Source organism: Flavobacterium supellecticarium (assembly GCF_004801375.1).
GTDB classification, from domain to species: domain Bacteria; phylum Bacteroidota; class Bacteroidia; order Flavobacteriales; family Flavobacteriaceae; genus Flavobacterium; species Flavobacterium supellecticarium.
On the sequence record NZ_SSNZ01000007.1, the window covers coordinates 124,619 to 137,863 of the forward strand.

The 13,245-nt window shown below is 40.0% G+C and carries 9 protein-coding genes and 1 tRNA gene; 7 read left to right on the top strand and 3 right to left on the bottom strand.

The window, feature by feature from the left end; genetic code table 11:
* The first annotated feature begins 31 nt into the window (after positions 1-31).
* The 3 genes from E6C50_RS13855 (at position 32) to E6C50_RS13865 (ending at position 3,189) form a co-directional block, all read left to right on the top strand.
* Positions 32-1,513 carry a hypothetical protein gene (locus E6C50_RS13855; protein WP_136403824.1) on the top strand — a complete coding sequence of 494 codons (1,482 nt, stop codon included), beginning with the start codon at positions 32-34 and terminating at the stop codon, positions 1,511-1,513.
* A gap of 70 nt (positions 1,514-1,583) precedes the next feature.
* On the top strand, positions 1,584-2,819 hold the full coding sequence (locus tag E6C50_RS13860; RefSeq protein WP_136403825.1) for a metallophosphoesterase: 1,236 nt from the start codon (positions 1,584-1,586) through the stop codon (positions 2,817-2,819).
* Positions 2,820-2,892: 73 nt separating this feature from the next.
* The gene (locus E6C50_RS13865; protein WP_136403826.1) at positions 2,893-3,189 is read left to right on the top strand and encodes a thioredoxin family protein; all 297 of its coding nucleotides are present in this window, start codon (positions 2,893-2,895) and stop codon (positions 3,187-3,189) included.
* On the opposite strand, the gene E6C50_RS13870 is transcribed toward E6C50_RS13865, so the two are convergent.
* Both E6C50_RS13870 and E6C50_RS13875 read right to left on the bottom strand, forming a co-directional pair.
* Positions 3,190-3,828 carry a polysaccharide deacetylase family protein gene (locus tag E6C50_RS13870; RefSeq protein WP_136403827.1) on the bottom strand — a complete coding sequence of 213 codons (639 nt, stop codon included), beginning with the start codon at positions 3,826-3,828 and terminating at the stop codon, positions 3,190-3,192.
* 57 nt (positions 3,829-3,885) lie between these two features.
* The gene (locus tag E6C50_RS13875; RefSeq protein ID WP_136403828.1) at positions 3,886-7,089 is read right to left on the bottom strand and encodes a glycosyltransferase family 117 protein; all 3,204 of its coding nucleotides are present in this window, start codon (positions 7,087-7,089) and stop codon (positions 3,886-3,888) included.
* Between the two features lie 164 nt (positions 7,090-7,253).
* Between E6C50_RS13875 and E6C50_RS13880 the strand changes: the two genes are divergently transcribed.
* Positions 7,254-7,324: transfer RNA gene (locus E6C50_RS13880), tRNA-Gln, on the top strand.
* Positions 7,325-7,463: 139 nt separating this feature from the next.
* On the opposite strand, the gene E6C50_RS13885 is transcribed toward E6C50_RS13880, so the two are convergent.
* Entirely contained in the window at positions 7,464-8,288 is an 825-nt protein-coding gene (locus tag E6C50_RS13885; RefSeq protein WP_136403829.1) for a universal stress protein, read from the bottom strand.
* A gap of 183 nt (positions 8,289-8,471) precedes the next feature.
* Here E6C50_RS13885 and rimP point away from each other — a divergent pair, with 183 nt between their 5' ends.
* The 3 genes from rimP to infB are packed head-to-tail and all read left to right on the top strand — an operon-like array spanning position 8,472 to position 13,174.
* The gene (gene rimP / locus E6C50_RS13890; RefSeq protein WP_136403830.1) at positions 8,472-8,936 is read left to right on the top strand and encodes a ribosome assembly cofactor RimP; all 465 of its coding nucleotides are present in this window, start codon (positions 8,472-8,474) and stop codon (positions 8,934-8,936) included.
* A 14-nt stretch (positions 8,937-8,950) separates the two neighbouring features.
* Positions 8,951-10,195, top strand: a complete 1,245-nt coding sequence (gene nusA / locus E6C50_RS13895) for a transcription termination factor NusA (RefSeq protein ID WP_136403831.1) — start codon at positions 8,951-8,953, stop codon at positions 10,193-10,195.
* 57 nt (positions 10,196-10,252) lie between these two features.
* Positions 10,253-13,174 (top strand): translation initiation factor IF-2, encoded by a 2,922-nt coding sequence (gene infB / locus E6C50_RS13900; RefSeq protein ID WP_136403832.1) that lies wholly within the window; start codon positions 10,253-10,255, stop codon positions 13,172-13,174.
* Positions 13,175-13,245 lie beyond the last annotated feature (71 nt).

The following is a 13,245-nucleotide window of genomic DNA, read 5'->3' on the forward strand; positions in this document are numbered from 1 at the left end:
AATAAACAACTACCCCCCAAATTTATCCTCTATGAAAAGAATAGCCTTTACATTCTTTAGAAATTTCCTATTCGCTGTATCGATCCTGTTTGCCGCTCCAGTTATGGCTCAGGTCGGAATAGGAACTACTACGCCAGATGCGAGTTCGCTTTTGGATATGACCTCAACCTCAAAAGGACTATTAACACCGCGTATGACGACTGCGCAAAGAACAGCAATTACAAGTCCTGCCAATGGATTACTGGTATATGATACGGATATGAAATCCTATTATTTTTATGATTTGCCAACAACTACGTGGATTAAGATGCTGGGTGATGGCGACAGGCGACTGAATTTTAAAAGAATCAAATCGACCGATGTGCTCGCGACTGTTTTAGCCGCCGAATCAACAGCCGGAGGCGGATCAACGTATAAGTTAACGGCTGGGACGTTTTATGAAATCAATGGAACGATAAATGTGGACAAACCTATCGAATTAAACGGTGCCTATGTTTCCGGATTGGATACCAATAACGACAAACTGGTGCGTACCGGGACGCTTTTTACCGGTGCTACCGGTGGAAGTCTTCGGAATCTCACGCTAACCGCTTCGGTAAAAGTGTTCGATTTGAATGGAACATCAAGTCCGAATCTGATTTTCCGCGATTGTATCGTAGCGGGTTCCGGTGCGGTTGGAGATATTAAAAACTTCGGACTGGTATTTTTAACGATTGTTCAGTTTGCAGCCAATACAACCGGGATTACCTATGAAAATGTAAACCAGTTACTCATTAGTAATGTGGGTTGGCAGGATACCAACTCCGGGACATTCGAAACCTTTAAAGGGACGTTCAATATGTTACAACGCGCCGGTGGTTTTAGTGTGGTTAACTCCGGGAAAACCGGGATTGATGTATCGTCTAATCCAACCATAACGGGTGACGCGCTTTTAAAAGATGTGGTGTTTTATACCACAGGTACGGCGGGAACCTATGTGAAACGCTATACCACGGGAAGTTATACCGGATTTAATTTTGATAACCGTTGGGTGGTGAATAGTTCGGGTATTCCTGTGGAAGGCGATGCAGTTTCGACCGGGAATATTTTTTACGATCGAACACTGACGCAATCAGCTACAGCTTTGCCTTCAACCACTGGTGTTAAAATCGATATTCCAAATACGGCGAATAATAATTTATACCGTTTTACGTCATCGAATAACAGACTGACGTATCAGGGAAGAAAATCCAGAATTTTTACCGTAAATGCCGCGCTTTCATTTGGCGATATTACCGGAAGTACCAATACGACTTATGCTTTTTATATTATGAAAATTCCGTCAGCCGGCGGTACATCGGCGGTAATGGCTTCGGAAACCTTTATCGATACCAATGCCGGTTATGTACAATCGTTTCCGGTTCAGGGAACGGTGATGCTGGATACCGGTGATGCTGTTGAAATATGGGTAAAACGAATCAATACCGGTAACCAGAGTTTTACGTTAAAATCGTTTAGTGTTTCTATCCGATAAGGTATAGTTAAATTATCGCTAATGAAAATCCGTCGGTAATGGCTTTCTTTGTTACTTTGCTTCTTAATTTATTGTAATGCGATTAGTTTTTATAGGCGTAATTTTACTATTAGTGGAATTGTATGCATTCCAGGCATTCCGAACCATCACCAAAGAAAGATGGATATTGATAAGCTATCAGTTGGTGAGTCTGGCCATTTTTATATATCTGATTTATTCGTTTGCGCAATTTGATCGAAGTGTTGGACAAACAAAGCAGACCTTGTTTACTATGGGGTTGCTTTTAATCACGTTGATCCCGAAATTGTTGATAGCGATTATATTGCTAACGGAAGATATATACCGTTTGTTCGCAACCACCATTAATTATTTTACGCAGGCCGATAATATCAAGGAAGCCATTCCCGAAAGGCGCAAATTTGTAAGTCAGGTGGCACTTATGGTGGCATTGATTCCGTTTACATCGTTGTTGTACGGAATGACTAAAGGGAAATATAATTTTAAGGTAATCAGACAAACGATTTTCTTTCCGGATTTACCGGATAGTTTCGATGGAACTACCATTACGCAGATATCCGATGTGCATAGCGGTAGTTTTGATAACCCCGAGAAAATCAGCTATGCGATTGATTTGATCAACGAACAAAAATCGGATATTATTCTGTTTACGGGTGATATCGTGAATACGCATGCTGATGAAATGCATCCATGGATCGATACCTTCCGAAAGATTGAAACACCGGCTTTGGGTAAGTTTTCGGTTTTAGGAAATCATGATTACGGAGAGTATATCGACTGGCCGTCGCAAAAAGCAAAAGACGACAACTTTAAAGCGATCAAAGACCTACACCGTCAGATTGATTTTAAATTGCTTTTAAACGAACACGTAAAGATTCGCAAAGGAGATGCTGAAATTGCATTGGTAGGAGTCGAAAACTGGGGTGTAAAGTTCAAACAGGCGGGCGATTTACACAAAGCTTCGGAAGGATTAACCGCAAATGACTTTAAAATTCTGATGAGTCATGATCCGTCGCATTGGGACGCGGAAGTAAAAAAATACGACAAACATTTTCACCTTACGCTAAGTGGTCATACGCATGGATTACAGTTTGGAATCGAAATTCCGGGTGTAATCAAGTGGAGTCCAATTGAATATGTTTATAAACAATGGGCGGGACTATATGAGGAAATGGGGAAATATATCTATGTGAACCGCGGTTTCGGATTTCATGCCTATCCCGGGCGCGTTGGTATCTGGCCTGAAATTACTGTTATTGAACTAAAAAAAGGTGAAAAAGTAGCGTAATTCGTTAAAAATGCTACATTTGTATAGCTAATTGATCGTAAAAGTTTAGTTAAAGATTTTAAACTTGTAAACTATGTCAAAATTTGGAGAACTTATCAATGCGCAAGTGCCGGTGCTAATCGATTTTTATACCGATTGGAATGAGCCTTCTGTTTCCATGCATCCGGTTATCCGGGATGTGGCTGCTGCTTTGGGTGATAGAGCAAAAGTGATCAAAATTGATGTGGATAAAAACCAGGAACTGGCCGAAGCATTACGGATTAAAGGTTTGCCTACATTGATGATCTATAAGGAAGGGCAAATGGTATGGCGTCAATCCGGGGAGTTGGATGCCAATACAATTATTGCACTGGTTCAGGAGCAATATTAATTATAGTACTTCAAAACGGAAGCCACGTTCCTGTAAATTCTGAATGACTTTTGGTAACAGGTATTCGAGGTTTCCGAATGCTTTTACACTATCGTGACATACGATAATGCTTCCCTGCTCGACATTTTCGATTACATTTTGTAAGCACTTTTCCGGTGTAATGGTTTTGTCGAAATCCATACTGATAACATCCCACATAATGATCTTATAGCCCTGTTTCCGCAATAAGCGGGATTGGGACGGTTTTATCTTGCCGTAAGGCGGACGAAACAAACGGGAATCGATTTTACCATCCGAGTATTTTATAATAGCGTCTTCGCAGGCTTTGGCATTACGGATATACGTAGTGTTATCCGTTTTCCAGCCTTTTAAATGATTAAAAGTATGATTGCCGATCTGATGACCGGCGGCCAAAACCTTTTTGAATAGTTTCGGGTGTTTTTCGATGTTGTGACCGATACAGAAAAAAGTAGCCCGGATCTGATGGGTTGCGAGTATATTTAAAACCCATTCGGTTATTTCTGGCGTCGGACCGTCGTCGAACGTAAGAAATATTTTTTTTTCCGTATTTGGAATATCCCAAATCTGGTTGAAAAATAGTCTTTTGACAATGCTGTTTGTTTTAACCCAGAAACTCATTATAAATCAGCTAAAAAAGAAATATGCCCATGATTTCATGGGCATATTTTCGGTTTGTTATTCCATATCTCTTCCGAATCGTTCGAACAGTTTGTTGTAACTGTTAAACTTGGTTCGGTTGGCGTTGAAAAAGTCTTTGTCGTATCGCTTCATGATATCGAGTAAGGCGCGGTAACGCTCAATATCCGTTACAATGTCAACATACATATCGTTTTGTTCTACGGCTTTTAATCCTTTGTAATAGGTCAGGTTTTCCTGGTATTTTTTGGATAGCTTGTTTAGAATGTCGCGCGCTTTGGTCGTTTCGCCCACTTCGTAATATCCGGATGCAAACGGCTCTACAAAGGTGTAGAAACCAAATTCGTCGATTGGCATTTTTTGCATCGCCAGATCAATAACGTTTTTGGCTTTGTCTTTTTTGCCTTCTGCAATTAATTTTTCAGTTAATCGCGCCAGGTTGGTACGGTAGGAAATGCTGTTTTTACGCGTTTCCGGATCGTGGTAAATTCTTGGATCACCACTATTGCCCCAATCCCATGACATTACGATTTTATACATCTTTTCGGTGTCGATATTACCCATATCCAGCGGACTTCCGTCTTTTGGAATTGGTGTTTTAACCGGAACCAGTTTGTAAACCATTCCATCCAGTTGCAGGTAGTCTTTCATCCAGATGTAATCGTCGTCGCCAAAGCTTCCACCGGTAAAGTAAATCGGACGTTTCCAGTTGTTGTTATAAACCAAATCCAGCATCATCAATCGGTTGATGTATAAAGCACTTCCTTTGATTTCAAAGTCAATAGCCGGAACAATCGAATCGTTTAAGGCCGGATTAACCACTTTGTTTTTGATCACGGTTGCTTTATCAACCGGAATACGGATTTTATTGGTCGGGTAGAAGTGGATTTTCTGTCCGCTTCTTGGAATTGTAAATAAGGTTCGTTCGTCATCACTCTTAATAAAATCGATGAATTGTTTGATGTCGATACGGTCTTTGGTTAATTCCTGGAAGAACATATAATCGCGTTTCCCTTTTACATACTGATCGTGTGTAAATGAAATCGGTAACGGATCCGAATTGTATGCCTTCGACTTCATCTGGTCGATATACCAGTCTTGTGTGAATAACTGCGTATTTACGATTCGGACGTCGGTTCGGTAACCTTCGATTTCCTGAGCATACCAAAGCGGGAATGTATCGTTATCGCCAATGGTAAACAATATGGCATTCGGTTCGCAGGAATCCAGATACGCTTTTGCCATGGCAACAGCCGTATAACGGTGTGAACGGTCGTGATCGTCCCAGTTTTCTTTGGCCATCAATACCGGAGCGGCCAGTAAACACGCTGCGATAACCACAGGTCCGGCGATTTTTGGTTGTAAATAATTTTTGATTCCGTCGTAAATAGCATAGACACCAAAGCCCAGCCACATTGCAAAAATATAGAAAGAACCTACTAAGGCATAATCTCTTTCGCGCGGTTCAAACGGACGTTCGTTTAGGAATACTTTTAAGGCCAAACTGGTAAAAAGGAATAGTACCAGTAATACATAGAAACTTTTCAGGTCTTTTCGGGCATGGAAAACCATTCCGATGATTCCTAAGATAAACGGCAGGAAGTAATACGTGTTGCGTGCTTTGTTGTTTAACACATCCGATGGGAGGTTGTCTTGCGAGCCTAAACGGATGGAATCGATAAATTTGATACCGCTGATCCAGTTTCCGTTTTGCGTGTCGTATTTCCCTTGTATGTCGTTCTGACGACCGGTGAAGTTCCACATTAGGTAACGCCAGTACATATAACCAAATTGGTATTCGAACATAAATTGCATGTTATCGATAAACGATGGTTTTTCGATAATCAGGTATTCGCCATAGGCTTTTAGGAATTTGTCGTATTCTTCAATTCCTAATTTACCGCTTCCATAAGCATTACGGAATTCGGATACGATTTGTACCAGTTCGTCTTCGTGCGAATATTCCGGGTTGATAGTGAATTTAACCGGACGTGTAAATGTCATATAGTTTACCGCATTATCGGTACTCCACATTCTTGGCAAAAATGCTTTTTGATCGTCACTGGTGTTTTGACGGGCGTTTACGTAGTTGTTTACGATTTTATAGGTTCCGGTTTTATAATCCCGTTCGTAGTTTGGTTTTTCGTCCTGATAGGGATTTTCTTCATCAAGTCCTACGTAACCTTCTGTAAATAACGGACCGTAAAATGTTTTTTGCTCGCCGTATTGTTCACGGTTATAGTAGGCTAATACTTCTGCCGCATCAGATGGTCTGTTTTCGTTGATCACTACGTTTGCGTTGGCACGAATCGGTAACATTAACCAGGTTGAAAACCCGATTAGTACAAACAGGATGCAAAGTAATAGTGTATTGTATAATGGTTTTTCTTTCTTTTTGGTATAACGTAAACCGAAATAGAAGAAAAGAACAATCAGTAAAGCGGCAAATATGGTTCCGGAGTTAAACGGTAATCCTAAGGAGTTTACCATAAAGATTTCCATTTTTCCGAAAAAGGCTAAGGTGTACGGTAATAAGAACTTGAAAACAAAAAACAGGATCACGACAATAACGATATTGGCAATGATAAAGTTTTTAACGGTTACGGTTTTATAGTTCTTAAAATAATAAAGTAAACCAATGGAGGGAATGGTTAATAATGCCATAAAGTGGACACCAAACGACAAACCGATCATCAAGGAGATCAATAACAGCCATTTATTGCCACGCGGACTGTGCATGTCTTCTTCCCAGCGCAATGCCAGCCAGAAGAGTACGGCTATAAACAGGGATGCCATAGCATATACTTCGGCTTCGGTAGCACTAAACCAGAAACTGTCGGTAAAAGTAAAGGCCAGTGAACCCACTAATGCACTTCCCAATACTACGATTGCATTGTTTTTATTGAACTCGGTATAGCTGGAAACAACTTTTTTCAGTATAAGGGTCATTGACCAAAACATGAATAAAATGGTGAAAGCACTCGAAAATACCGACATCATGTTTACCATCAGGGCTACTTTTTCCGGGCCGGAGGCAAACATGGCGAAAAAGGCACCCATCATTTGGAACAAAGGTGCTCCCGGCGGGTGACCTACTTCCAGTTTAGCTGAAGTGGCAATATATTCACCACAATCCCAAAAACTTAATGAGGGTTCAACTGTTAGTGAATACGTGATTAAGGCAATTGCAAATGTGAACCATCCAAGGATAGTGTTCCATTTTTTAAAGTTAAATGTTACCATATAATACCGTCTAATTTTTTCGTATTAAATCTTTTACAAAGAAACTATTTTTTTGGAGAAAGAGCGCTGAAAATATTTTTTTAATATTTTTTTATCAAAAGTTTGGATTGTAAAATAATTGTCCTACATTTGCACCCGGAAATCAGTAACGATGCCACTTTTACTGACCCATGGTGTAATGGTAACACAGCTGATTTTGGTTCAGTCGTTCTAGGTTCGAGTCCTAGTGGGTCAACAAAAAGCCTCTCAATTTTGAGAGGCTTTTTTAGTTTTATCCGGGTTTGTTTTTTTAAGGAAAAGAACAGCCGGCTTTCGGGTTGTATAAATTAAAAAACCGCTTCATGTTGAAGCGGTTTTTTAATGGTATGGTTTTTTTAGATTTTAAAAGTGACAACCGGACGTTTGGCATGATTGACCAAATCTTCGCTGATACTTCCGTTAAAGAAGTGGGAAAGTCCTTTTCGGCCGTGTGTGCTAATTCCGATAAGATCTGCGTTAACGCTTTTGGCAAAATGTAAAATTCCTTTTTCAACGTTTACATCGTTGTAGATATGTGTTGAATAGTTATTGATGTCGAAAGAAGCAATAAAATCGTTGATCATTTTTTCGGCTACGGAAGTCGATTTGAAATTATTGGGTGTGTTCACCATTAATAAATGGATTTTTGCATTGAATTCATTCGCGAATTCGATAACCTTTTTGAATGGTTTTTTGGCTTCGTCGGTAAAATCGGATGCGAAAACAAAATTGTTAACTGTGAAATTGTCGGAGTCTTTTTTGATAACCAATACCGGAGTTTCGGAATGACGAACTACTTTTTCGGTGTTGGATCCGATAAACATTTCTTTAAAACCGCTGGCTCCGTGTGAACCCATAACGATCAGGTCGATTTCGTCTTTGCCGCTAAAATTCAGAATCCCGTCAAAAGCTCTTTCAAGTTTGGTGATTTGTGTTACGCTGATTCCGGATAATATATTGGAATTGGCAATTTCGTCCAATCGTTCTTCTGCTTTTTTCTTGAAAAAGATGATTTCGGGAATGTCGTGTCCGCTTCCAATAGCATCGCTTCCTTCATGAGGTAATTCCAACATGTGAAGTAAAACGATTTCTCCATTGTTTTTTCTGGCGATTTGTGCGGCTACTTTTAAGGCGTATTCAGCATGATCGGAAAAATCGGTAGGGACTAAAATTTTTTTCATAATACTAGGGGTGTAAGATTTTTGGTGTTTTATTTGTTGTAAATGTTATTTATAAAGGTAGGAAATTAAATTGCAATACACAATTGATTTTCAATAATTAAAAAAAATATACTATATTTGCGCCGTTATTTATTAATGAACTAAATAATGAGGGGGCAGTAAGTCCCCTCTTTTTATACTAATATGGCATTTAAAGATAAAGTTAGCGCGTTGCTGGATGAGGGGTTGTCTCAAAAGCCGTCTCTTTTTTTAATTGATTTAACAATAACCGATACTTACAAAATTATTGTAACTTTAGACGGTGATAATGGTGTGAGTCTTCAGGACTGTATTGATATTAGCCGGGCTATTGAACATAATCTGGATCGGGAAGAGCAGGATTTTTCGCTGGAAGTGGCTTCTGCAGGAGCATCCACACCGCTAAAAACCCCGAGACAATACAAGAAGAATATCGGAAGAAAACTGAAAGTGACAACCGCAACCGAAAAAATCGAAGCGGAACTAACAGATGCCAATGAAGAATTTGTTGTTTTGGAATGGAAAGCCAGAGAACCAAAACAAGTTGGTAAAGGAAAAGAAACCGTTCATAAAAAAGCGGAAATTCCTTATTCGGATATCAAGGAAGCAATTGTTATAATAACATTTTAAATAAAAAAGTTTGCATGGAAAATATTGCATTAATCGAATCGTTTTCAGAATTTAAAGACGATAAACTAATCGACAGAGTTACCTTAATGGCAATTTTAGAAGATGTGTTTAGAAATGCATTGAAGAAGAAATATGGTTCGGATGATAACTTCGATATTATTATAAATCCTGATAAAGGGGATATGGAGATCTGGAGAAACCGTGTGGTGGTTGCCGATGGTGAAGTAGAAGATCAAAACTCCGAAATCTCTTTGTCTGAAGCCCGTAAAATCGAGCCGGATTTCGAAGTAGGTGAAGAAGTGTCTGAAGAGGTAAAATTAATCCAGTTAGGTAGAAGAGCTATTTTAGCATTGCGTCAGAACCTGATTTCTAAAATTCACGAACACGATAATACCAATCTTTATAAGCAATTTAAAGATTTAATTGGCGATATTTACACGGCAGAAGTGCATCACGTACGTCCAAAAGCAGTTATTCTGGTGGATGACGAAGGAAATGAAATCGTGTTGCCAAAAGAAAAACAAATCCCGTCCGATTTCTTCCGTAAAGGAGATAACGTGCGTGGAATCATTGAAAATGTGGAGTTGAAAGGGAATAAACCTCAAATCATTATGTCCCGTACTTCTGAAAAATTCCTTGAAAAATTATTCGAACAGGAAATTCCGGAGGTATTCGACGGTTTGATTACGGTGAAAAAAGTAGTGCGTATTCCAGGTGAAAAAGCAAAAGTAGCTGTAGATTCGTACGATGACAGAATTGATCCGGTTGGAGCTTGTGTCGGTATGAAAGGTTCTCGTATCCACGGTATCGTTCGCGAATTGGGTAATGAAAACATCGATGTGATCAATTACACTTCCAATACGCAATTGTTTATTACCAGAGCGCTTAGCCCGGCTAAAGTGTCTTCTGTGAAAATTGATGAAGAAAAGAAATCCGCCGAAGTATTCCTGAAACTGGAAGAAGTGTCAAAAGCAATCGGACGTGGTGGACATAACATCAAATTGGCAGGATTGTTAACCGGATACGAACTGGATGTAATCCGTGAAGGAAATACATTAGAGGAAGAGGATGATGTTGAATTAACAGAATTCTCTGATGAAATCGAAGGATGGGTTATCGAAGAGTTTGCTAAAATCGGATTGGATACGGCAAGAAGTATATTAAACCAGGATGTGGCCGATTTAGTAAGAAGAACGGATCTTGAAGAAGAAACGGTTTTAGAGGTTATCCGGATTTTAAAAGAAGAATTCGAAGACTAACACAAGGAATACAGCTAAACAACAACACACGCATTACGATAATATTAAAAAGATTATATGTCTGAAGAAAGAGTAATAAGAATTAACAAGGTTTTAAGGGAATTAAACATTTCTCTGGATAGAGCTGTGGACTATTTAAAAGATAAGGGATATACAATTGAATCCAGTCCGAATGCTAAAATTTCTAATGAGGAATATTCTATCTTGTGCGGTCAATTCTCTGCTGATAAAGGTAAAAAGGTGGCTTCTCTGGAGGTGAGCGAGGAGAAAAAGAAAGAGAAAGAGGCCTTGCGGGTGGAAAGAGAACGTGAGATGGAAGAGAAACGCAAAGAGGAAGAAAAACAACGTCAGGATATTATCAAAGCCAAAGCGACCCTTTCCGGGCCGAAAGCTATTGGTAAAATCGACCTGAACCCGAAAAAAACTGAAGTTGTTGCTGAAAAACCTTCTTCAGAAGAATCGGAAGTCGTAAACACTCCGGAAGTAAAACCGGAAGTAGAACATAAAGCGGTGGAAGAAAAAATCGTAGAAAAAACTCCTGAAGTAGCTCCTGTAGCACCAGAACCAAAAGAGGTGAAGGAAATCAAGGAAGTTAAAGAGGTTAAAGAGATTAAGGATGTTAAAGTAGTTAAGGAAGAAAAAACAGAAAAAGCGGAACCGGCTAAACCTGCCGCTGCTGCTGATGCACCTGTTGAGGAAGAGCGTATTGAAACGCAATACCAAAAACTTTCCGGAACAACTTTTACCGGTCAGATGATCGACCTTTCTCAGTTTAATAAACCGAAAAAGAAGAAAGAAGAATTCAAAAAAGACAACAACAAACCGAACACGGGTAATACTACCAATGCTGGTCAGGGTGGTCAGAATTCAAATAACAACAATGCCAATAAGAGCAAAAGAAAGCGTATTCCGCCAAAACCGGGAACGCCAGGAGCTCAGCAAGGTACCAATCCACAGCAAGGTGGTGGTAACAACAACAACCGTCAGGGTGGAGGAAATAATCCGAGATTCGGAAATAATAAGCCTGGATTCCAAAAAGGAAACCGTCCGGCAATTGTTTCTAAAGTCGAGCCTACGGAAGAAGAAGTTAAAAACCAAATCAAAGAAACGTTAGAAAGACTTCAAGGTAAAGGAAGTAAGTCTAAAGCAGCAAAATACAGAAGAGATAAAAGAGATTCGCATCGTCAGAAATCAGACGACGAGCAAAGAGCGATGGAAGAAGGAAGCAAAGTGCTTAAAGTAACGGAATTCGTTACTGTAGGTGAAATTGCGACCATGATGGATGTGCCAATCACTAAAGTTATCGGAACCTGTATGTCATTGGGTATCATGGTGACCATGAACCAACGATTGGATGCTGAAACGCTTTCTATTGTAGCGGATGAGTTTGGGTATGAAGTAGAATTTATTACAACCGATATCGAAGAAGCAATCGAGGTAGTGGAAGACAGACCGGAAGATCTGGAACACCGCGCACCGATTGTAACGGTAATGGGTCACGTTGACCACGGTAAAACATCCTTATTGGATTATATCCGTAAGACTAATGTTATCGCAGGAGAGTCCGGAGGTATTACACAGCACATTGGTGCTTATGGAGTACGATTGGATAACGGTCAGCGTATCGCATTCTTAGATACTCCGGGTCACGAGGCGTTTACCGCGATGCGTGCCCGTGGTGCTCAGGTTACGGATATCGTAATTATCGTGATTGCTGCCGACGACGACATCATGCCGCAAACCAAAGAGGCGATCAGCCACGCGCAAGCTGCAGGTGTACCGTTGATTTTTGCAATCAATAAAGTGGATAAACCTACGGCAAATCCTGAAAAAATTAAAGAAAAACTAGCCGGTATGAACCTATTGGTTGAAGACTGGGGTGGTAAATACCAATCACACGATATCTCTGCTAAAACAGGATTAGGAGTGAAAGAATTACTTGAAAAAGTATTGTTGGAAGCTGAAATCCTTGATTTAAAAGCGAATCCAAACAAACCGGCTGTCGGAACGGTAGTAGAAGCCTTCCTTGATAAAGGACGTGGTTACGTGTCTACTGTACTGGTTCAGGCAGGAACATTGCGAATCGGAGATTATGTATTGGCAGGTAAACACCATGGTAAGGTGAAAGCGATGCATGATGAGCGAGGACATAATATCAAAGAAGCAGGTCCTTCTACGCCGATTTCAATCTTAGGTCTTGATGGAGCGCCAACAGCAGGGGATAAGTTTAGTGTGTTTGAAGATGAAAGAGAAGCAAAACAAATCGCTGTTAAACGTACACAATTATTACGTGAGCAATCGGTTCGTACGCAGAAACATATTACACTTGCCGAAATCGGCCGTCGTATCGCTTTAGGTCAGTTTAAAGAATTAAACATCATCCTTAAAGGGGACGTGGATGGATCGGTAGAAGCATTATCGGATTCCTTCTCAAAATTATCAACCGAAGAAATCCAGATCCGTATCATCCACAAAGGAGTTGGTGCAATTACCGAATCCGACGTATTGTTGGCTTCTGCATCGGATGCGATCATCATCGGATTTAACGTACGTCCTTCCGGAAGTGCAAAACAATTGGCTGATAAAGAAGAAATCGATATCCGAAACTATTCGATCATTTACGACGCTATCGACGATTTGAAAGATGCGATGGAGGGTATGTTGTCACCGGAATTAAAAGAAGAAATTACCGGTACTGCCGAAATCCGCGAAACATTCAAAATCTCGAAAGTGGGTACAATTGCAGGATGTATGGTTACCGATGGTAAAATCTTCCGTAACTCGAGAATCCGACTTATCCGTGATGGTGTGGTAATCTTTACCGGTGAATTGAGTACACTGAAACGTTTTAAAGACGATGTGAAAGAAGTTTCCAAAGGATATGACTGTGGTATGCAGATCAAAAACTACAACGATATCAAAGAATACGATATTATTGAAGGATTCCAGGAAGTGGAAGTGAAGAAGAAACTTAAATAATTGGAACACCTGACAGGTTTTTAAAATCTGTCAGTGAGTTGTGATAACTAAAAAGCTCCGCAAAATTGCGG

Coding starts and splice junctions, on each gene's coding strand:
- E6C50_RS13855 (WP_136403824.1), top strand. CDS start 32: ATGAAAAGAATAGCCTTTACATTCTTTAGAAATTTCCTATTCGCTGTA.
- E6C50_RS13885 (WP_136403829.1), bottom strand. CDS start 8,288: ATGAAAAAAATTTTAGTCCCTACCGATTTTTCCGATCATGCTGAATAC.
- infB (WP_136403832.1), top strand. CDS start 10,253: ATGTCTGAAGAAAGAGTAATAAGAATTAACAAGGTTTTAAGGGAATTA.
- nusA (WP_136403831.1), top strand. CDS start 8,951: ATGGAAAATATTGCATTAATCGAATCGTTTTCAGAATTTAAAGACGAT.
- E6C50_RS13875 (WP_136403828.1), bottom strand. CDS start 7,089: ATGGTAACATTTAACTTTAAAAAATGGAACACTATCCTTGGATGGTTC.
- E6C50_RS13865 (WP_136403826.1), top strand. CDS start 2,893: ATGTCAAAATTTGGAGAACTTATCAATGCGCAAGTGCCGGTGCTAATC.
- E6C50_RS13870 (WP_136403827.1), bottom strand. CDS start 3,828: ATGAGTTTCTGGGTTAAAACAAACAGCATTGTCAAAAGACTATTTTTC.
- rimP (WP_136403830.1), top strand. CDS start 8,472: ATGGCATTTAAAGATAAAGTTAGCGCGTTGCTGGATGAGGGGTTGTCT.